Genomic DNA, 20,706 nt, shown 5'->3' with positions numbered 1-20,706 from the left:
ATGAGCGCGAACAAGTCACGACCCTTTATCCGAACCGTGATTCTGACCGGCCTCCTGGGTGGCATCTCGTCCATTACCCCCGGCCCGGTTTTGGCCCAAGGCACTGCTGCAACCCCTCAGGCGGCGGTTCTCAAGCCCACCGATGCTGGCTGGATTGCCCGGGTGCAGGATGCGCTGAACGCCATCCATGCGATCAACGCGCGGTTCCAGCAGATCGCGCCCGATGGCAGTCGCTCCGCGGGACAGGCCTGGCTGGACCGGCCTGGGAAGATGCGTTTCGATTACGATAAACCGAGCCCGCTGCTGCTCATCGCCAATGATGGCAAGGTTGTCTATCAGGATCGAGAGCTCGGGCAGGTCACGACGCTCCCGCTCGATCGGACACCGCTTGGTCTGTTACTACGGCCCGATCTGCGATTGTCTGGCGATGTGACGGTGACCGCCTTCCAGCACGATCATGGGCTGGTGCAGGTCACCCTGGTCCGCACGGCGACGCCGTCAGAGGGTAGCCTGACACTTATCTTCAATGACTCCCCCCTGACGCTGAAATCATGGGTAGTCAAGGATGCGCAAGGACGCGAGACACAGATCGACCTGTTCAACGTCGTTTCTAATCCCGGCAACCCGGCGACACTTTTCGCACTGCCGAAGGAACAGGACTGACCTGATCACCCTGAAGCGCGGGGCTAGATCGTCCTCCGCGCTTCGATGGGCAACCTTGAGCCGGTATGATGTCCGCGCCGACGCAAGGTGGCCGCGACCTACGGCCCCCTCGCGTTTGGTCTACCGATCAGCTTTTGCCAATCTCCAGCGCGCGGGCATAGACAACGCGCTTGGGCAGATTGACCGCCCCGGCGACCAGAGCCGCCGCGTCTTTCACGGAATGAGTCTTGAGAGCCTCGACAAGACGGGCGTCCAGATCCTGCTCGGTATCAACTGCCTCATCGCCGGGAGGGCCGACCAGCACGGTTATCTCTCCACGCGGCGCTGTGCCGATGAAGTGCTCACGGATCTCTGTGAGCGATCCGCGACGAATCTCCTCGAATTTCTTGGTCAGCTCACGCGCCACGGCGGCTTCACGCTCGGGGCCGAAAACAGCGATCAGGTCATCCAGCATGTCCAGCAAGCGGTGGGGCGCTTCGTACCAGATGAGCGTTGCGGTGAAACCCGCCTGCTCGGCGGCGCGCAATACCGCGAACTGGCTGCGGCGGGCCGACGAACGCGGGCTGGCAAACCCGCTGAACAGATAAGGATGGGGCGGCAGACCCGAGAGCGTGAGGGCGAGCGTCGCCGCATTGGCCCCGGGTATAGCCCCGACAGACAACCCTGCCCCGATGGCAGCACGTGTCAGACGATAACCGGGGTCCGAAACAAGCGGGGTTCCGGCATCGGAAACAAGGGCCAGTCGCCCGCCCTGAGCCATGCGGTTGAGCAGAGCTGGCAGACGATCCTGCTCATTATGATCGTGAAGAATTTGTGTCGGAGTGGAAACGTTATAGGCCTTGAGCAGTTTGGTTGTCACCCTCGTGTCTTCGCACAGGATCACATCGGCGGCTTTCAAGGTTTCGATCGCCCGGGTGCTGATATCGCCCAGATTGCCGATCGGTGTGGCAACCAGAGTGAGGCTGCCGGGGGGAAGAGTCGCAGAATTGCCAGAATTGTCATAAGGATGCGACGAGCCCTCAGGGGGCGAGTCATTATCAGGAGTGTGGGTATAAGATGGTAGGTCGGACATTCGGTCCCCGTCAGCGCGTGGTTTCCTTCACATCGCTCAGGTCGGCCTCTGCATGCAAGGTTTCCGCTCTCGCCGGTGTCGCAGCCCTTGCCCTTGTTGCCTGTGGTGGCCCCGAGACACCGCCGCCCGTCGCCAAGATCGGGGGGGGGGCAGCTCAGGACGCTTCTGGACCCAAAAAGATTGGTATGCTGTTGCCGCTGAGCGGTCGTTTCGGCAAGCTCGGTCAGCAGATGGCGAATGCGGCCCATATCGCCGTGCCTGAAGGGCATGGGGTTACGCTCGATATACGCGATACCGACGCGCCCGGTCAGACCGCCGAGACAGCAGCACGCGCTGCCATTGATCAGGGCGATCGCGTAATCCTTGGGCCGCTGACGGCCCCGCAGACAAGTGCGGTTGCAACCCTCGTTCAGCCAGCCGGTATCCCCGAATTTGCCTATACGAGCGATCAGGTCCAGGCCAAGCCGGGCGTATGGGTCATGGGTATAACGGTCGAGCAGCAGGTCAACCGTCTGGTTGAGGCCGCCAGCGCTGAAGGGCGCAAGAATTTCGCCGCTTATCTTCCTGACTCGGCGCTTGGTCACGCCCTTGCTGATGCACTGGGCAAGGCCTGTGCCGCGCGCGGACTGGCGCAACCGAATATCGCTTTCCATACCGGCACTGCTGAGTCGATATCGGCAGGTCTCAAGACCCTGTCTGACTGGCAAGCGCGACAGGACGAGGCATCAAAGCAGGCCGCTGCGGCTGCCCCGGCCGAGCCGGATGCCGTCAATCCTCTCGGTAGCGAGGCATCACCCGCGCCCGCTTCTGGCGGCAATGCTGCCGATCCTTCCAAGGGGGCGGTGCCTGGTGCGACGGGTTCGCCCGCTTCTGGCACGGCGACATCGGCTCCTGCAAAACCCGTTCTCGCTCCGCCGCCGTTCGACGCTCTGCTGCTAGGGGATACGGGGCTTCAGCTTGCCAATGTGATTGATGGCCTGAAGCAGGCTGCGATTGATACGGGACAGACCCGTATCATGGGGCCGGCACTCTGGAATGCGTTTGCCGCAAAGCTCGGTGCCCTGCGTGGCGGCTGGTTTGCCGCGCCCGATCCGTCCTTCCGCAATGACTTCGTGCAGCGTTATCGCGCACGCTACGGCTACGCCCCGTCAGTTCTGGCCAATGTTGCCTATGACACCGCAACGATGGCGGCAGTGCTGAGCCAGCGCCCCGACGGTTTCTCGGAAAGCTCGCTGCTGCGTCCGGACGGATTCGCCGGCGCCGATGGGACATTCGTGCTGAGAGGCGATGGCACTGTGGCACGCGGCCTTGCCTTGTTTGAAATTCTGCCGGGCGGTGGGGTCAAAATGGCATCGGCTGCACCGAGGCGCCTGACCCGCTGAGCCTATGCCAAGTCGCCCCCACGTTGGAGGCGATTGCGAGGGTCTGGTTCGCCCTCATAAATACCGGCGGGCTGTTTTTCAGCGCCTGGGTTTGACCTAAGCGCTGTGATAGGTCTGGCTCCGTTCTGCCGGCCTGGGTCGATAAGCCTCAGGCGGCGGCGATGGATTTGAGCGGCAGTACTGGACGAACTGTGTTCAGGGCGAGCTCGAGGCTCGGGTAAACCCCGAGTTCGTGGTCGCGGATATGGTCAATCAGAACCCAGCGCAGTCCGCGTGGCTTGATCATATAGGCGGGGTCAGCGTTTTCGCGAACCCAGATCAGGATATGAGCGACAGCTTCACTGCGTCCATCCAGACATTCCGTCTCGATATCCGCGTCGCAGAGCCCCATCGCGAGGCCAGCCTGCAGCCACTGCGAAAGATATTCGCGATGACGAGGCAGCACATTGAAGCGCAGCGGAATCACATTGCTGAGAGGTGCTGGAGTTTCGTTCTTGGGAAACGGCAGCGTCTGGGCCATACGTTGCGTCCTCATTTCTGGTGCAACACTGAGGCTAGACGGCAAAAGCGGGCGGTCTCAACGTAAAATTGCGTTTGTATGACGTTTTCCGTCATCGCGACGGCGGGGTGTTGCAGAAAAGCAATGCTTCGTTTCACCTATGTTCAGATAGGAAAAAAGAAACTTTCGGACTGTCTAGACCGTTAATTACGCCATTTTCTTGTATACAATTCTTTCGGCCAGCGACGATGAAGCCAGAGCCAGCTCCCGGGCTTCTCTGTAATCCAGCGTTCCAGCTGGTCATTGAGCCTTTGCGTCAAGCTGCCAATTTCATCGGTACGGCGCGCCCCGAGATTGGGGTAGAGGACAGGACCGACTTCCAGATGTAATCTGGCGGGGCCAAGCCGGACGATACGACCTGTGACGATTGGGCAGTCATATTTTACGGCAAAGGCCGCAGCTGCGGAGGCTGTCATGGCGGGCAGATTGAAAAAGCGGCATTCGATGCCGTCATTCATTTTCTGATCACCGAGAATACCGAGATGATGCCCCTGGGCGAGATGACGCAGCGCAAGACGGGCGCCCTTTGCGCCTTTGGCAAACATTGGTGTCTCGACCCCCATCGCGCGTGAACGCAGGGCGATGATGAGCCGGTTGATGAGCGGATTCCCTGCAGCGCGATAGAACGAGGCGAAAGGGAGGCCGTGCCGCGCGACGACTGGCGGCAACATTTCCCAGTTGCCGATATGGCCTGAGAAGAAGATGACAGGCTTGCCTGTGGCCCGCACGATCTCCAGCGCCTCGGCATTGCTGATGCTCCATCCGGGGCCAGATTCCGTGTTCTGCTGCAAGCGGTGCAAATGGGGAAACTCCCCCAATGTGCGGCCAAGATTGTCCCATACATCTACGATGACAGTGGCGCGTTCCTCAGCCGTGAGGCGGGGAAGAGCCAGTGACAGGTTATTGTCGGCCACGCGGGAGACAGGCAGGCGCGGCCCGATGGTTCGCGCCACCCATCCCGCGAAATTGGACGCCATTGCGGCAGGCAGCGAGGACAGCGCTGCGAGGGCGAGGCGGGCCGCCATGTATTCGGCGCGGTGCAGGAGTGTGATCGCGGGAGTGTCGCTCATAAGGCGGCTCTACACAGTTGCGAATAGCTGGTCCAGCAGGCGTTCAGGGGCTGCGGGGTCGGCCCAGAGAAGCTCGACATCGATCACGCTGACATCTTCCTGCAGCCAGACGGGCAACTTGACCCAGTCCTTTCGTGTCGTCACCAGGGCGGTTCGCGGCTGACGGGCGAGTACTGACAGACGGCGGCAGTCGCGCTCGGTATAGGCGTGATGGTCGTCAAAGGCGATGCTGCGCATGGGGGGCGCTCCCGCCTCGCGCAGCATGTCGAAGAACTTCGAGGGACGACCGATTCCGGCGAAGGCGATGATCTGCTTGCCCTGGAGCCGCCTTATCGTGGCAGATGGGATGAGCCGAGCTGCCAGAACGGTGATCGAGGAAGGTAGATGAGTGGCGAGATGGGCGTCATCGCGACCGATGATGATGACCCCATCGGCGCGCATGAGTCCACGGCTGACCGGCTCGCGAAGAGGGCCGGCGGGGAGGGTCTGACCGTTGCCGAGGCCGACGGCGCCATCGACAGTGACAAGCCGCATGGTCTGGCGCAGGGTGGTGTTCTGCAGACCGTCATCCATAATGAGGCAGGTTGCGCCATCCTCGGTGGCGAGGTGAGCGGTTTCCGCGCGGTTTCCGCCAATCCAGACCGGGAAGTCTTGCGCCAGCATGAAAGGTTCGTCCCCCACATCCTGCGCGGTGTGGTGATGGACGTCCACGCGCAGTGGCCCGCTCAGCCTTCCACCATAGCCGCGGCTCAGTATATGCGGGCGCTCACCCCGGGCAGCCAGCCGCGCCGCCAGATCCCGGACGAGAATTGTCTTGCCCGTACCGCCCACGCTGAGATTGCCGCAGCACAGGACCGGGATGCTCGCTGTCGCAGGTCGTGCGCGCACCGCCCGGACAAGGCCGACCGTATCGAACAGGAATGACACCGGCCTGAGGGCGCGTGCCTGCCAGCCAGGTGCTGCTTTTTGCCAGAAAGCCGGTGGGGAGAGTTTCAGGCGCACAGCGTCTCGATCTTCTCGGCGAGCCTGAGTGCTACATCATGTCCCGACCCGATGGTCTCTTTTGCGCGGCAGGCGCGGTCTTTCCAGGGGGAAGGGTTGGTCAACACCTCTACAATCCAGTCAGCCAGTTGCGTCTCGTCATGTATAGTCTCAACCAGCCCCTTCAGTTGCGTGAAGGCGGGACGAAAATTGTCATGAAAGGGCCCGGTCGCAAGGGCGACATCGAGCCTTGCCGCTTCGAACGGGTTGTGTCCCCCGCCGGGTAGTATCAGCGAATTGCCGATGAACGCGCAATCGGCCAGACGGTAGAACAAGCCCAGCTCGCCAAGTGTATCGGCAATCCAGAAGGCATCATGCGCAGCAGGGTCGGCGCCTGCGCTACGCCGGGGCGCTGCCGGAGAGGTGAGGGTGGCGATATCCTCACCCCTTACCGGGTGTCTGGGGGCGATGATGGTCAGGAGAGCGGGAAAGTGCTCTCGCGCCAGGTGGGCGGCGCGCAAGATGATCTCGTCCTCACCGGGGTGGGTCGATGCGGCGAGGAAAACCGGTCGCCCCGCGATCAGGCGTCTGAGCCTGTCCAGCTCGACCGGGTCAACTGGCGGCGGCGGCGCATCCTGTTTGAGGTCGCCCAGACAGACAACATCCTTCACCCCGAGGTCGTGGAAATGCCGGCGATCCTCCTCGCCTCGCGCGGCCACAAAGGCCAGACGGCGGAACAGGGGCGGGGCAATATGGCGGGCCTTGTGCCAGCGCCGCCACGATTTTTCCGACAGGCGACCATTGAGAACACCTACAGGAATGGCGCGGCGTGTGCAGGCAAGGATCAGCCCCGGCCAGAGTTCGCTATCGGTCAGAAGCAGGGCTTCGGGTTGCCAGTGATCCAGAAAGCGTCGCGTCCAGAGCGGTGTATCATAGGGGATGAACTGATGGATGATGCGCGCATCCTCGTGCGCTTTCTGGCCAAGATAATGCGCGACAATATCGGCACCGCCGATCGTGGCGCTGGTGAGGAGGAAGTGCCACCCCGGATTGCGCCTTGCCAACGTCTCGATCAGGGGGAGGATGGAATGGGTCTCACCAACGCTTGCCGCGTGCAGCCACAGAACCCGACCGGTCGGCCGCGTAAGGCTCGCGCGGCCCCGACGCTCCGGGAGACGTTCGCGCCGCTCCTTGCTGCGCCTGAGGCGAACGAGCATCATGGCCCGCAACCCCGGCGTAAGAACCATGCCCAGCAAGTGCCAGAGATGATCCGGCAGGGTAAAACGGCCAGCAGATAGATAATGCTCCGCTTTGGCAGAGAGGTCTTTCAGTTCGTTCTCGATGGCCTCGGGGGTGGCGTCTCCCTTTCGAGGGGCACCATAGAGCATGTAACCGCGGCCGAAGGGCAGGGGAACGCGTAATCCATCCCAGCTCGGCAGACGAAGCGAAGTGCACGCTCCCCCGATGGGAATAAGGGGGCTGCCCGATAACCGCATCAGAGCCGGGGTGCCGGGCTGAACCTTTTCAGCGGGGCCGCGTGGGCCATCCGGCGTTATGGCAAAGACCACACCATTCTTGATCGCCCTGACAGATTCGCGCAGGGCGCGACTGCCCCCCTTGTTCTTGCCCTGACGATCACTTGACCCTTCGACCCCGGTAATCCCCCAGGGAGCCACAAGGTCGTTGATGAAACGTCCATCGCGGTTGCGGCTGATCATGACCCCAAAATTGAGGGCAGGGTTCTGGCGGTGTCCCCAGCGACACATGGCTGGCAGAAAGAGCAGGGAGCGGTGCCAGCAGGCCGTTATGCAGCCATCGACTGGTCGATCAGGACTTTGAAGCAGGGATGGGAGGGATTCCGGCGCACCGGTGAAACACCAGCGTATGGTGGCTTGGGTGAAGCCCAGATAGGCGCGTGCCAGTGTCAGAAGGAGGCGCTCGGCGCGTGAGCGGCCCGGATGCCTGACCTGGCATTCGGTCTGGAGCTCTGGCTCAAGACGGTTCATTCGGCGCCTGTAAGGAAGTCACCCATACCGCGCCGGTAGCATGTCCGGTGCGGTATGGCAAAAGTTCGACATCAACGGCTCATGAGAACCGTTATGCCAGCATGTTCAAGCACATGGCGGGTGGCGCCCCCCATGATCATCTGGCGCAACCGTGAATGGGAGTAGGCTCCCATAGTGAGCATATCAGCGCCGAAATCTGCACACGCGGTAAGGATGCCTGCGCCGACATCACGCTCGATTCCCTTGAAGTTCCTGATCTCGGCATTCACGCCATGAAGCTTGAGATAATCCTGCACGGTATCTGCTTCAGGCCCGCGCCGGTGATAATCGACACTGGTGAGGATCTGCACGGCTTCGGCCTGTTTGGCATAAGGGAGAGCCCCGCGCAGGGCCGATGCCGCCTCTGCGGTGCCATTCCAGGCAATACACAGGCGCTTGCCCGAACTGACAGGTGGCGTCGGAGGGGCAATAACCAGCGGGCAGCCACTATCATAGAGCACCGCATGCAGGACTTCCGAGGCACGGGCATTATCGTTAGGCCCGAGATGCGGCATGAGGGTGAGGTCCGACAGGCGGGCTCGCCAAGTCACGGCTTCGTGTTCCGATCCGGTCAGAAATTCGAGGGAGGCGCTCAGTCGTGAATGGGCGAGGGGGTCGTTTTCAAGAAAACCCTGCTTGGGCTCGATGTCATTGTCGCGAATGAACGCATCGAATTTGAGCCGAACCTGGAGCATGCGGCGATGCGCCTCATGCTCGGCCGCCTCCATCATCTCATTGATCATCGCACTTGAAAGGCCCTCGCCTGTGAGCGCTGCCATTTCATTGGGATCGTCGCCCACAAGTACGGTTGAGAGGTGAGCGTTGAAGGCGCGTGCATGGAGAAGGCCGACACGCAGAACGGCATCGATATTGCCTGCGCCATTCAGCGGGACGAGGATGTTTCTGACGTCGTTGGCCATGAGGGGTCTCACTAGATAAAAGATGTGTCTGGCCGGGTGGGCGAGGTCCCGCGAGTGCGCCCGTGTCAGGTAGTGTCAGGGGTAGAGCCGTGTGACGGCCCAGTCATTCTCTTCACGTGTCCACGTGGCGCGGTCATGCATGCGGTAAGGACGGTCCTGCCAGAACTCGATCTGCCGGGGCACAAGGCGGAAACCTGACCAGTTGGCCGGACGCTCGGGCTCCTTCCCCTCGAAACGCGCTGTCACCGCCTCTATGCGTTTTTCGAAATCAGCGCGCTCGGCAAGCGGCCGTGACTGGTCGGAGGCGATGGCACCGATCCGGGAATTGCGGCTGCGGCTGGCGAAATAGCGATCCGCTTCCTCTGCACTGACCGGTTCAACCGGACCTTCGATACGGATCTGGCGGCGCAGGGATTTCCAGTGAAAGAGCAATGCTGCATGGGGGTTGCTCGATAGTTCACCACCCTTGCGGCTCTCGAGATTGGTATAGAACACAAAACCTCGCTCATCCGCGCCCTTGAGCAGGATCATGCGGACGGAGGGAATACCCTCGGGTGAGGCGGTGGCGAGTGCCATTGCGTTGGGGTCGTTTGGCTCGCTGGCCTCGGCGTCCTTCATCCACTCGGCGAAGAGAACAAAGGGGTCTGCGTCGAGCGGTATAAGGGGGCGTGTGGTGTCGTCAGCCATGACAGGGTGTCTCCTGCGTTATTAGGGTCCGTCTTCGTTGTCACTGCTAACGTGTCATCTCGACACTTGTTTGCGCGGCAGGCATGTGCGACGTAGCGGAGCATTATTGTTTCTTTCTCTGACATTAACCGGGATCTGCCTCATGTCCACCGCTTCGTTCGATCTCCCCACCGGGACGCTGATGGCGGGCAAGCGCGGCCTTGTGATGGGCGTCGCCAATGACCGCTCCATCGCCTGGGCCATCGCCTCTGCCTGCGCCGCACAGGGGGCTGAGCTCGCTTTCACCTATCAGGGCGAAGCACTGGGCAAGCGCGTAAAGCCTCTCGCAGAGAGCGTAGGTGCTTCTCTGGTTATCCCTTGCGATGTCAGTGACGATGCCGATATCGACCGTGCTTTCGACGAGATCGAAAAAGCCTGGGGCAAAATCGATTTCGTGGTTCATGCCATTGGCTGGGCAGACAAGCAGTTCCTGCGCGGGCGCTATGTCGATACGCCGCGCGATGCCTTTCTGAAGGCGATGGATATTTCCTGTTTTTCCTTCACGGCGGTTGCGCGCCGAGCTGCGGCCCTGATGACCGATGGCGGTTCACTCCTGACCCTGTCCTATCTGGGCGCGGAACGCGTCATGCCTCATTATAATGTGATGGGCGTGGCCAAGGCGGCCCTCGAAGCTTCGGTGCGTTACATGGCCGCGGATCTTGGCAAGGACAATATCCGCGTCAATGCGATCTCTGCCGGGCCGATCATGACGCTGGCCGCCAATGGCATCGGCGATTTCCGCTACATTCTGCGCTGGAACCAGCTCAATGCGCCGATGGAGCGCAATGTATCGCTCAAGGATGTAGGGGGTTCGGGCCTATACTTCCTGTCTGACCTTTCATCGGGCACAACAGGTGAGGTCCATCACGTCGATTGCGGCTATCATCTGGTGGGTATGAAAAACCCGACCGCGCCCGATATCGCTGTCGCATCCTCAGAAGGCTGACATGTCGGATAACAGCTTCGGGACGCTGTTTCGTGTCACGACTTGGGGCGAGAGCCACGGGCCGGCCATTGGCTGCGTCGTCGATGGCTGCCCGCCCGGTATCACCCTGAACGAGGGTGACATCCAGCCCTGGCTCGATCGACGCAGGCCCGGGCAGTCCAAATTCACCACCCAGCGTCAGGAAGCAGATCAGGTCCGTATACTTTCCGGCGTGTTTGAGGGCAGGACGACCGGCACGCCGATTGCGCTCATGATCGAGAATACGGATCAGCGCTCGAAAGACTACTCGGATATCGCATCGCGCTATCGTCCCGGCCATGCCGACGTCACCTATGACCTGAAATACGGTCACAGGGATTATCGCGGGGGCGGACGCTCATCGGCCCGAGAGACAGCCTGCCGTGTCGCAGCGGGCGGTGTTGCGCGGCGTGTGATCGAGACCCTGCTGGGCGAAATGGCGACCATACGCGCCGCGTTGGTGCAGATTGGCGGCCTTGCGATCGACAGGGCGCGGTGGGACTGGGATGAAGTCAATCGCAATCCCCTGTTCTGTCCGGACCCAGTTACGGCGGTCGAATGGGAGGGTCTGCTTTCGAGCGTGCGTAAGGAAGGATCGTCCATCGGTGCGCTGGTTGAAGTCGTTGCCGAGAATTTCCCGGCCGGTCTTGGTGCGCCGCTTTATGGCAAGCTCGACGCCGACATCGCGTCTGCCCTTATGGGCATCAACGGCGTGAAAGCAGTCGAGATTGGTGAGGGCATGGGCGTTGCGGCGCTGCGTGGTGAGGAGAACGCCGACCCGATGCGCATGCGTGAGGGGGCACTTCATTTCGAGGGAAACAGGGCGGGCGGTATTCTGGGTGGCATCTCGACCGGCCAGCCTATCACCGCGCGTTTCGCGATCAAGCCGACCAGTTCGATCTTGGTGCCGGTGCCCTCGGTCAACCGTCAGGGTGAGAATATCGATGTCATGACAAAGGGCCGCCACGACCCGTGCATCGGTATTCGCGCGGTGCCTGTAGCCGAGGCGATGCTGGCCTGCCTGCTGGCAGATCACATCCTGCGTGACCATGCTCAGAACAGCTGGCATCGTGTCCGCGATTAGAGATCACTCTCCGGCGGGTGCTGAGCACCCGGGCTCACTCCCGCAGGTGAGGTAGATCGAGTCCGATGGCAGGACGATCGAACACTCAGCCGAATATGGTAAGGCGTTCCACGTTCCGCCATCACTGCCCCGGCACCTCCGGGCTTATCTACGCATGATTGCGAACCACGCGCACGTATCGGTGCTCAGGGGAGGGGGTGTCAGGCTGGCAGCCGCCAGCCCGACGGTTCAGACCAGCGCGGCAGAAAGGGTAATATCAGCCTTGAAAAGCTGCGAGACGGGGCAGCCATTCTTGGCCTTCGTGGCAAGCTCTTCAAACTTTGCCTGATCGGCGCCGGGGACAGTGCCCTTGAGGTCGAGGTGGATGGCAGAAATTTCAAAACCGCCCTCGGTCTTGTCGAGCGAGACAGTTGCCTTGGTTTCGAGCGACGTTGCCGTGAGGCCGGCTTCGCCGAGGATCATGGAGAGTGCCATGGTGAAGCAGCCGGCATGCGCCGCACCGATCAGTTCCTCCGGGTTCGTGCCGGGCTTGTCCTCGAATCGCGTGTTGAAGCCATAGGGCTGGCTGGAGAGCGCACCGCTCTGCGTCGAGATCGTACCCTTGCCGTCCTTCAGGCCACCGCTCCACTGGGCGCTGGCAGTTTTCTTGATCGTCATGTGCAAGTCCTCCTGCTGGATTCCGGACGCAGAAGCCTCCGGTTGTTCAGCCAACGCAGGGGCCGGGAAATTGTTCACCTGTAACGCTGTGACATCATCGCAACGCCGGGAGCGTACCGTAAAAAAAGCGGCTTGGGGGAACTCCATGTTCTCCAAGGGCTTCTGCCCCTGTCAACACCATATGTAGTGCCGAGGGCGAAATTTAACCCGATATATTGCTTGTCTGGCAGGCGCGACTTGCGCCAAGAGGACACTCGGAAATTGCGATACCAAACTCGATTTGATCCTGGGGAGATGGCCCGTGAGCCTGCTAGACGACACGATCCGTGAGCCTGTTTCAGCGACAGCTGATGTTCTGCCCGAGCCCTGCGACCGCGCGCCCCAGGAGATCGAGGCCGAGCCGGATATGTTCGATGATGTCGTTCAGCTTGAGGGCCATCACCCTGTCCGGGTCAACCGGTCGCGTGATTCGCTGCTGACCGATTTCGGCCGTGCGACGCTCGATAACCGCTATCTGCTCCCGGGTGAGCACTATCAGGACCTGTTTGGTCGTGTCGCCTCGTATTACGGTGCCGATGCCGCCCATGCACAGCGCCTTTATGACTACATCTCACAACACTGGTTCATGCCCGCAACCCCGGTTCTGTCCAACGGGGGAACGTCGCGTGGCCTGCCGATCTCGTGCTTCCTGAACGAAGCCGATGATAGCCTGCGCGGCATTGTGGACCTCTGGAACGAGAATGTCTGGCTGGCCTCCAAGGGTGGTGGCATTGGCTCTTACTGGGGTAATCTGCGCTCGATCGGCGAGAATGTCGGCAAGAATGGCAAGACCTCGGGTGTCATTCCGTTCATTCGCGTCATGGACAGCCTCACACTCGCCATTTCGCAGGGCTCCTTGCGTCGCGGTTCGGCGGCGGTCTACCTACCCGTCTGGCATCCCGAGATCGAGGAATTCGTCGAGATGCGCCGCCCGACCGGTGGTGACCCTAACCGCAAGGCCCTCAATCTGCATCACGGTGTGCTGCTCACCGACGACTTCATGCGCGCCGTGGAGAAAGATGAGGAATGGGGCCTGCGCTCGCCCAAGGACATGTCTGTCATCCGCAGCATTCCAGCACGTCAGCTCTGGATCCGTATCCTGACGGCCCGCATGGAGCAGGGTGAGCCCTACATCATCTATTCCGATCATGTGAACAAGGCGCGCCCCGAGCATCACAAGCTTGCCGGGCTTGAGGTCAAGACCTCCAATCTCTGCGCGGAAATCACGCTGCCCACCGGGCTCGATCATCACGGCAAGAACCGTACCGCCGTATGCTGCCTGTCCTCGCTCAATCTCGAGACATGGGACGAGTGGAAGGACAACCCGCAATTCATCGAAGACGTCATGCTCTTCCTCGATCGCGTGTTGCAGGACTTCATTGACCGCGCGCCTGATGACATGGAGCGCGCCCGCTACGCCGCCATGCGCGAGCGCTCGGTCGGGCTTGGGGTCATGGGCTTCCATTCCTTCCTACAGGCGCGCAGCATCCCGTTCGAGAGCGTGATGGCGCGTGTGTGGAACAAGCGCATCTTCCAGCACATCAAGGTGCAGGCCGACGCGGCCTCCAAGCATCTTGCCGAGCTGCTCGGGCCGTGCCCCGATGCCGAGGAATACGGCATCATGGAGCGTTTCTCGAACAAGATGGCGATTGCCCCCACGGCCTCGATCTCGATTATCGCCGGCAATGCCAGCCCCGGTATCGAGCCGATCTCGGCCAATGTGTTCCTGCAGAAAACCCTCTCGGGTTCGTTCACCGTGCGCAACCGCCATTTGCTCGCGCTGCTGGAGCAGAAGGGGTATAACAACGATGCAGTCTGGTCATCGATCACCCTGAACAAGGGTTCTGTGCAGCATCTCGACTTCCTGACACAGGACGAGAAGGATGTTTACAAGACGGCATTCGAGCTGGATCAGCGCTGGGTGATCGAACATGCGGCTGATCGCGCCGGCTTCATCTGTCAGGCGCAATCCATCAACGTGTTCCTGCCTGCTGATATTCATAAGCGCGACCTGCATCAGATCCATTTCCTTGCATGGAAGCGTGGCGTGAAGTCGCTCTATTACTGCCGTTCGCTCTCGATCCAGCGCGCTGACGCGGTCAGTGACATGGCGCTCAAGAACAACATTCTTGAGGACGAGGATTACAGCAGCGACGCGGCTGAGGCTGCCAAGAAGCCCGCCGCGACGACGAGCTATGAGGAATGTCTGTCATGTCAGTGAAGCATTCGCTCTGTGCGGTGGCGTTGCTGACAGGCGCACTCACGGCAGGTTCCGCTGGTAACTGGTGTGCCGTTGCGGCGGAAGCGCCGGCCCCCGGGTCCGAGGTGAAACAGACCGTCGTGAAGGGTGTGGTCGTCACACCTGCCGGGATGATCATACCGAAAGGTGCGATGATCACGGTGCGGCTGGATGATGTGAGTCTCGCCGACGCTCCCTCGGTGACGCTTGGCAGGACCGAGTTCACGCCGGTTGGCAAGTCGCCCTATGGCTACGCGCTGCATTACGATGCGCAGCACCTGACGGCCGGGCACCGCTATGCGCTGCATGCTGCGATCCGCCAGAGTGGCAAGCTAATTGCCATAAGCAAGACCGCCACTATGGAAGCTGGCGCTGTGCCGTCAGACACGACGGTGACAGTCGAATCCGTTAGCCAGCCTGTGCCTCAGCCCGTTGCCGGTGCGTGGGCGATCACGGAAATCGGCATGCAGAAGGTTGACCCCGCAGCGCCTGCCTTCATGGTCATACGTGCCGATGGTGCGCTGTCTGGAACAGGCGGATGCAACCGGATGATGGGGCATGTGGTTGCCGACGCGACCCATTTCACCTTTGGCCCGACGGCGGGAACACGCATGGCCTGCCCAGGTGTGCGCATGACGCAGGAAGACGCCGTGTTCAAGGCCATGCAGACCGTGCGTGCATGGCGCAGGGAGGGCGATCGCCTGATCCTGAGTGACGATCACGGCGTGGCTGCGCTGACATTGCAGGAAAATCAGGGCCGGACCGATGCCGGCCCGCAGACAGAACGGAGCAGGAAGAGCCCATGAGCGAGACACAGAACGCCGGCGCGCCGCTCGCCGAAGAACAGCATTTCGATCTGATGACCGCCAACCCGGTCTATAAGCCCTTCCGTTACCCCTGGGCCTATGACGCATGGCTGATCCAGCAGCGTGTCCACTGGTTGCCCGAGGAAGTGCCTCTGGCCGATGACGTGAAGGATTGGCATCGCACGCTGAGCGAGGGCGAGCGCCATCTTGTCACGCAGATCTTCCGGTTTTTCACGCAGGCCGACGTCGAGGTGAACTCGGCGTATATGAAGTATTACAGCCAGGTCTTCAAACCGACCGAAGTGCTGATGATGCTGTCATCGTTCTCGAATATCGAAACGATTCACATCGCTGCCTATTCGCATCTTCTTGATACGATCGGCATGCCGGAAACAGAGTATTCGGCATTCCTGAAGTACAAGGAGATGAAGGACAAGTATGATTTCATGCAGTCCTTCAACATCAACAACAAGCGAGAAATTGCGAAGACCATGGCAGCGTTCGGCGCTTTCATGGAAGGGCTGCAGCTTTTTGCCTCCTTCGCGATCCTGCTGAACTTCCCCCGCTTCAACAAGCTCAAGGGAATGGGGCAGATTGTTTCCTGGTCGGTGCGCGATGAAACGCTGCACTGCCTGTCCATGATCCGCCTGTTCCGTACCTTCGTGCGCGAAAACCGTGAGATCTGGACCGAGGATTTCCGCGCTGAACTCGCAGAGATCTGTGCGACAACGGTCGAGCATGAGGATGCCTTCATCGATCTCGCTTTCGAGATGGGCGATGTCGAAGGCCTGAGCGCTGATCAGGTGAAGCGTTATATTCGCTTCATTGCCGATCGTCGCATGACGCAGCTTGGTCTCGATCCCTTCTATGGCATCGAGGAGAACCCGCTGCCCTGGCTCGACGACATGCTGAATGCGGTGGAACACGCCAATTTCTTCGAAAACCGTTCGACGGAATACTCCCGTGCTTCGACGTCGGGATCCTGGGAAGAAGCTTTCGAGGCGGACGTTTTCGCTTCCTGAAATGCGGGGCGGGGTCATACTCCGCCCTGAAATCTCAGCACCGCGTGACTTTCGCAAGTCGAATCTACCCTCGAGCGGATGGCTCCCGGACGAGGGTGAAAATACCCTGGATCATTTTCAGGGCACCTATTCTCCGGTGTCGAAGCGTCGCTGTCAGACTGGCGAAGCCGCGCGAAGTTTCCGCGGTTACTCCAGCGCGCTCGCCTGACGTAGAACCGCCTCACACTCATCCGTGTAGCCGCCCTCCTGACGATGGAGCACGAGGCCGGGAAGAAGGCGGAACGCGCCCTTACCCCCCCATATCCCGCGTAGCAGAACGATCTTCGCTGCCCGCCCCTGTTTGGGCCAGAGCGGGCAGAGGGTGAGGCTCCCGAACCCGGCCTGGCGCAAGGCCTCGCAGGCTGTGTCAATGACGAAGGCAGGCAGGGCGAGCGTCAAGCTGCCGCCGGGAAGCACCCATTTTGACAGCGCGTCGATCCATGCGGTCCAGCCTCCTTCTGGCATGGTCATCGCCAGGCGACGTCGGGCATCATCGGCTCCGGTATGATCGGCAGGATGCCAGGGAGGGTTGGCCATGGCATGATGGAAGCGGCCATTGGCCCCCGGCGTTATCTGTCGCAGGGTAGGGGGGATGTCGGGCAGGCTGCCCTGAATGATCGAGACGCGGGCGCCCAGACCATTGGCCTCCATGTTTAGTCTCGCCAGTTCCGCCGTCGCACCATCGGCTTCGATACCTGCGCCGCTGGTCTCAGGGCATCGCGTCATGAGGCAAAGCAGGCCCGCACCTGCGCCGCATCCAGCCTCGAGAATGCTCTCTCCACGTCGAGCGGGCACGAAGGCAGCCATCAACACTGGTTCTATGCCAGTGCGATAACCCTTTGTGAACTGGTGATACCGCACACATCGGTCGAGCAGATAACCGGGCATCGTATCGGTTGTATTGATTGCGGCAGCGTCAGCTTTGAGGGTTGCCGGGTTGACCGGGGCCGTCCTGCCGCTCATATGGATTTGACTGTCAGAGGGCCGGTTCTCCGGTCTGAATGGCTCATGCATGAAATCCGGTTTCTGTCTCGGTGTTCTGTTACGCCGTGCGGGGTGTCGGCTCGTGCCTTATACTGCATCAGGGTCGTCAGTGGCCAAGTAGGAAGTGGAGAGTTGCCTTGGGTGGTGCCGACAGCCTGGCCGATATGAAGGCCGAGCAAAACAACAGTGCAGCCGTGCCCGTCAATGGCGAGCGCTCAGCCCTTAACGCCCTTTCCGACTTTCTCAAGGACGACATGGAGGCCTGCAACCGCGAGATCGTCGCGCGTATGCAAAGCCCGGTCCCGCTCATCCCCCAACTGGGCGCCCATCTGGTCGCCGCTGGTGGCAAGAGGCTGCGCCCGTTGCTCACCCTCGCATCGGCGCGTTTGTGTGGCTATGAGCCTTCGCCCGAAAACCAGCGCCATGTCGGGCTCGCCGCCTGCGTCGAGTTCATCCATACGGCCACATTGCTGCATGACGACGTGGTGGATGAGAGCACCTTGCGCCGTGGCCTTGCCTCCGCCAATGCCGTGTTTGGCAATAAGGCCTCAGTGCTTGTGGGCGATTTCCTGTTTGCCCGTTCGTTCCAGCTGATGACCGCCGATGGCTCCCTCAAGGTCATGGCCATTCTTTCGGCCGCCTCGGCTACGATTGCCGAAGGCGAGGTGTTGCAGATGGCGACACAGAACGACCTGTCCACACCGATCGAGAAATATCTGGAGGTCATTCACGGCAAGACGGCTGCGCTGTTTGCTGCTGCATGCCGGGTTGGCGCAGTGGTGGCGGCGCGCCCGGAGAGCGACGAGAATGCGCTCGAGGCCTATGGCACCAATCTGGGTATGGCGTTCCAGCTTGTCGATGACGCACTCGATTATGCGGCTGACCAGCAGGTGCTAGGCAAGACCGTGGGCGACGACATGCGTGAGGGCAAGATTACACTGCCTGTCCTGGCGGCTTTCCAGGCTGGCGATGAGGCCGACCGTGCATTCTGGCTACGTGTCATCGAAACCGGCGAGCAGACCGACGAGGACCTGCCGCACGCGCTCGCCCTTATCGAGAAAACCGGGGCCATCCAGACGACCCTGGATCGGGCGCAGCTTTACGCGGATGCGGCTATCGAAGCCCTGTCGTCTTTCCCAGACAGCCCAATCCGGCAGCTCATGATCGACGCAGCCTCCTATACGGTCAGCCGCGCCAATTGACTGAAGAGACGAGGGAGCAGATAGCTCTCTCGTCGGTATCTGTTCGCGCCTCATACGCTTGGCAGCGAGGCAGGCCCAGCACACCCCTGTTCAAGAGATGGGGGTTGGGTCCAGAACCGTGATATCCTGATACCCCAAGCGAGCAATGGCGTGTTTCAGGGCCTGCTCATCCGCAGCTGGGCCGGTCAGGCAGAGCGATTCTGGCGAGGCGCTGGTCGAACGATCTGCCACCCGCATTTCAAGCACGTGATTGACCTGCCGGGCGACCGCAAGAGCCGGATCGAGCCAGTTGATGTCCGGCGGGCACAGGCGCAGGAAAGCGTTACTGAGAAACGTATAATGAGTGCAGCCCAGTCCGATTGTATCGATCCGATCGCCATTGGGCGCCTCGAACAGATGGCGCAGTTCCTGTGCCACCAGATCGTCATCGATCGGACGGCCCAGAAAGGCCTGCTCCGCCAGATCGGCGAGGGTACGGGCCCCGTGTACGATCATCTCGCAATCGGCAGCGAAAGTGTCGCGTAAGCTGCGCAGATAGGGGCGACGTGCCGTGCCTCTCGTGGCCAATAGGCCGAAAACCCGCGTCTGACTGACGCGCGCCGCCCAGCGGACAGGGGGTACGCAGCCCACGAAGGGTACGTCGAAACGAGCGCGCAGGGCCTCCAGGGCGATGGTGCTGGCCGTATTGCATGCAATCAGCACGACATCGGGGCGAAGCCGGGCAATGCGTTCTTCCATGAGCGCAAGGATGCGCGTGACGAGCACGGCATCGTCCTGCTCGCCGTAGGGAAAAAGCGCGTTATCGGCCAGATAGTCGATCAGGGTGCCGGGCGGCAGGGTGGTGCGCAGAGCCTGCACCACCGCCAGACCGCCTATGCCCGAGTCAAAAGCCAGAACACGACCCGGATCGGTAGGCAAGTCAGCCTTCCGCCTTGGCCTTGAGGGCTGCGGCCTCCTCGGCGCTGCCGACACCACCATGTGCCTTGGACCAGCCACAGGGATCCTCAAGGAAGCGACGCACCTCATGGATGTCGCTCTCGGAGAAATAATTGGCGCCGGAGCAGGCCTCAAGCACATCCCACCAGGTGCAGAGCGAATGAAGCGAGACATTCATGTCGGCAAGGGTCTTCTGTGCGCCGGGGAACACGCCATAGAAGAAGACGACAAAGGTGTGATCGACAATGGCACCCGCCGAACGCAGGGCATTGGCAAAGCGGACCTTGGACGCGCCGTCCGTGGTGAGGTCTTCCACTAGAAGGGTGCGCATCGATTCCGGAACGTCACCCTCGATCTGCGCGTTACGGCCAAAGCCCTTGGGCTTTTTGCGGACATAGGCCATTGGCGCCATCATCCGGTCGGCAATCCAGGCAGCGAAGGGAATACCTGCAGTTTCACCCCCAACAACGCACTCGATGCTCTCATAGCCGATATGACGACCGATCTTCTCGACGGCGAGTTCGACAATCTTGGCGCGTGCCCGCGGGAAGAAGATGATCTTGCGGCAATCGATATAGACCGGCGATTTCCAGCCCGAGGTCAGGGTGTAGGGCTCGTCAGGGCGGAAATTGATCGCCTTGATTTCCAGAAGGATGCGCGCTGTGGTCAGGGCTGCGTCCCTGTCCCACTGGGTCTGACGAACCGTACCACCGTTGATCTCGTTGCTGAGAGCCATCTCTTGTCACTCCATGATCTTTAGCCGTGCAGGATTATCCGGCCTTCGTGAGAAAAGTAAGACAAATAAGCAGAGAAAACGCTCCCGTGAGTGCGATAGGCTACGCTTGCATTTACCATCGGAAAAGATTTACAATGCAGCAATTGATAATAATTCTCAACTAGGATCTGTTTGCGTGACTGTTGATCTCAACCGCATTTCCCGAAAGTGCGAACGCGCCGTGATCACGGCGTATGAAGAATTGCGGGAAGTGGGTCAGCCTGACATCCAGGCTTTCACCGCATGCACGACCCTTTATCGCATCCATCATCCTGAAGCGTCCATCAATGAGGCGCGCCGTCTGGTCTCGGAATGGATCGATCATCATATCGTGCGTCAGGATAAAGGAGCGACGCCCGGCTGCGATTGCTGAACTCCAGCGGCATCCGCGCGGGATACTTGCTGACAGTTTTTCGTGTCCAGCAGCCTAAATGGGCAACCAGCCCTTGCGACGCTATGATCTTTGACGGAGTCAAAGGCCTTTTTGTCATGCCAGGCTAAAACCGGAGCAACGCTCCGGTTTTTTGTTGGCCGGATGTCT

20 protein-coding genes are annotated in these 20,706 nt (G+C 60.8%); 9 read left to right on the top strand and 11 right to left on the bottom strand.

All coding sequences use genetic code 11. The features are described 5' to 3' along the window. The gene (locus Asbog_RS08325) at positions 1-663 is read left to right on the top strand and encodes a LolA family protein (protein ID WP_062164777.1); all 663 of its coding nucleotides are present in this window, start codon (positions 1-3) and stop codon (positions 661-663) included. Between the two features lie 127 nt (positions 664-790). Here Asbog_RS08325 and rsmI read toward each other — a convergent pair whose 3' ends face one another. Continuing rightward, the gene (gene rsmI, locus Asbog_RS08320) at positions 791-1,735 is read right to left on the bottom strand and encodes a 16S rRNA (cytidine(1402)-2'-O)-methyltransferase (protein WP_171840680.1); all 945 of its coding nucleotides are present in this window, start codon (positions 1,733-1,735) and stop codon (positions 791-793) included. Here rsmI and Asbog_RS08315 point away from each other — a divergent pair. Then, positions 1,720-3,117: a penicillin-binding protein activator gene (locus tag Asbog_RS08315; RefSeq protein WP_231944543.1), complete on the top strand. Its 1,398-nt coding sequence runs from the start codon at positions 1,720-1,722 to the stop codon at positions 3,115-3,117. The genes rsmI and Asbog_RS08315 overlap by 16 nt on opposite strands. 148 nt (positions 3,118-3,265) lie before the next feature. On the opposite strand, the gene Asbog_RS08310 is transcribed toward Asbog_RS08315, so the two are convergent. The 6 genes from Asbog_RS08310 to pdxH form a co-directional block, all read right to left on the bottom strand. Continuing rightward, on the bottom strand, positions 3,266-3,637 hold the full coding sequence (locus Asbog_RS08310) for a hypothetical protein (protein ID WP_023978340.1): 372 nt from the start codon (positions 3,635-3,637) through the stop codon (positions 3,266-3,268). A gap of 182 nt (positions 3,638-3,819) precedes the next feature. Continuing rightward, positions 3,820-4,746, bottom strand: coding sequence for an LpxL/LpxP family acyltransferase (locus tag Asbog_RS08305; protein ID WP_062164776.1), 927 nt, complete (start codon positions 4,744-4,746; stop codon positions 3,820-3,822). Positions 4,747-4,755: 9 nt separating this feature from the next. Next, positions 4,756-5,742 (bottom strand): tetraacyldisaccharide 4'-kinase, encoded by a 987-nt coding sequence (gene lpxK, locus Asbog_RS08300; protein WP_062165789.1) that lies wholly within the window; start codon positions 5,740-5,742, stop codon positions 4,756-4,758. Then, complete coding sequence (locus Asbog_RS08295; protein WP_062164775.1) at positions 5,739-7,733, bottom strand: glycosyltransferase N-terminal domain-containing protein; 1,995 nt, start codon at positions 7,731-7,733, stop codon at positions 5,739-5,741. The genes lpxK and Asbog_RS08295 overlap by 4 nt, the downstream gene beginning before the upstream one ends. A gap of 71 nt (positions 7,734-7,804) precedes the next feature. Continuing rightward, the gene (locus Asbog_RS08290) at positions 7,805-8,692 is read right to left on the bottom strand and encodes a universal stress protein (protein WP_062164774.1); all 888 of its coding nucleotides are present in this window, start codon (positions 8,690-8,692) and stop codon (positions 7,805-7,807) included. A 75-nt stretch (positions 8,693-8,767) separates the two neighbouring features. Then, positions 8,768-9,379: a pyridoxamine 5'-phosphate oxidase gene (pdxH, locus tag Asbog_RS08285; protein WP_062164773.1), complete on the bottom strand. Its 612-nt coding sequence runs from the start codon at positions 9,377-9,379 to the stop codon at positions 8,768-8,770. 142 nt (positions 9,380-9,521) lie between these two features. Here pdxH and fabI point away from each other — a divergent pair, with 142 nt between their 5' ends. Together fabI and aroC are read left to right on the top strand one after the other, a co-directional pair. Continuing rightward, the gene (fabI, locus tag Asbog_RS08280) at positions 9,522-10,364 is read left to right on the top strand and encodes an enoyl-ACP reductase FabI (protein ID WP_062164772.1); all 843 of its coding nucleotides are present in this window, start codon (positions 9,522-9,524) and stop codon (positions 10,362-10,364) included. A 1-nt stretch (position 10,365) separates the two neighbouring features. Next, the gene (gene aroC / locus Asbog_RS08275) at positions 10,366-11,466 is read left to right on the top strand and encodes a chorismate synthase (protein ID WP_062164771.1); all 1,101 of its coding nucleotides are present in this window, start codon (positions 10,366-10,368) and stop codon (positions 11,464-11,466) included. A 228-nt stretch (positions 11,467-11,694) separates the two neighbouring features. On the opposite strand, the gene Asbog_RS08270 is transcribed toward aroC, so the two are convergent. Continuing rightward, positions 11,695-12,123, bottom strand: coding sequence for an OsmC family protein (locus Asbog_RS08270; RefSeq protein WP_023978734.1), 429 nt, complete (start codon positions 12,121-12,123; stop codon positions 11,695-11,697). Positions 12,124-12,529: 406 nt separating this feature from the next. On the opposite strand from Asbog_RS08270, the gene Asbog_RS08265 reads away from it, so the two are divergent. Genes Asbog_RS08265 through Asbog_RS08255 form a run of 3 tightly spaced genes read left to right on the top strand, consistent with a single transcriptional unit; the run spans position 12,530 to position 16,229 of the window. Next, entirely contained in the window at positions 12,530-14,383 is a 1,854-nt protein-coding gene (locus Asbog_RS08265) for a ribonucleoside-diphosphate reductase subunit alpha (protein ID WP_083510969.1), read from the top strand. Then, entirely contained in the window at positions 14,374-15,207 is an 834-nt protein-coding gene (locus tag Asbog_RS08260; protein ID WP_062164770.1) for an META domain-containing protein, read from the top strand. The genes Asbog_RS08265 and Asbog_RS08260 overlap by 10 nt, the downstream gene beginning before the upstream one ends. Next, positions 15,204-16,229: a ribonucleotide-diphosphate reductase subunit beta gene (locus Asbog_RS08255; RefSeq protein WP_062164769.1), complete on the top strand. Its 1,026-nt coding sequence runs from the start codon at positions 15,204-15,206 to the stop codon at positions 16,227-16,229. The genes Asbog_RS08260 and Asbog_RS08255 overlap by 4 nt, the downstream gene beginning before the upstream one ends. A gap of 186 nt (positions 16,230-16,415) precedes the next feature. On the opposite strand, the gene Asbog_RS08245 is transcribed toward Asbog_RS08255, so the two are convergent. Continuing rightward, positions 16,416-17,231 carry a tRNA1(Val) (adenine(37)-N6)-methyltransferase gene (locus tag Asbog_RS08245; RefSeq protein WP_062164767.1) on the bottom strand — a complete coding sequence of 272 codons (816 nt, stop codon included), beginning with the start codon at positions 17,229-17,231 and terminating at the stop codon, positions 16,416-16,418. A gap of 185 nt (positions 17,232-17,416) precedes the next feature. On the opposite strand from Asbog_RS08245, the gene Asbog_RS08240 reads away from it, so the two are divergent. Next, positions 17,417-18,454 (top strand): polyprenyl synthetase family protein, encoded by a 1,038-nt coding sequence (locus tag Asbog_RS08240; RefSeq protein WP_062165787.1) that lies wholly within the window; start codon positions 17,417-17,419, stop codon positions 18,452-18,454. 90 nt (positions 18,455-18,544) lie between these two features. Here Asbog_RS08240 and murI read toward each other — a convergent pair whose 3' ends face one another. Both murI and Asbog_RS08230 read right to left on the bottom strand, forming a co-directional pair. Then, entirely contained in the window at positions 18,545-19,372 is an 828-nt protein-coding gene (murI, locus tag Asbog_RS08235; protein WP_231944542.1) for a glutamate racemase, read from the bottom strand. Position 19,373: 1 nt separating this feature from the next. After that, a complete protein-coding gene (locus Asbog_RS08230) occupies positions 19,374-20,126 on the bottom strand; it encodes an orotate phosphoribosyltransferase (protein ID WP_062164766.1) in 753 nt (250 codons plus the stop codon). A 175-nt stretch (positions 20,127-20,301) separates the two neighbouring features. On the opposite strand from Asbog_RS08230, the gene Asbog_RS08225 reads away from it, so the two are divergent. Continuing rightward, positions 20,302-20,538 (top strand): hypothetical protein, encoded by a 237-nt coding sequence (locus tag Asbog_RS08225; protein WP_023978727.1) that lies wholly within the window; start codon positions 20,302-20,304, stop codon positions 20,536-20,538. The last annotated feature ends 168 nt before the right edge of the window (positions 20,539-20,706 follow it).

The organism is Asaia bogorensis NBRC 16594 (genome assembly GCF_001547995.1).
Taxonomy (GTDB): domain Bacteria; phylum Pseudomonadota; class Alphaproteobacteria; order Acetobacterales; family Acetobacteraceae; genus Asaia; species Asaia bogorensis.
The sequence above is the reverse complement of the archived record's forward strand: the minus strand, read 5'-3'. Positions and strand labels throughout refer to the sequence as shown.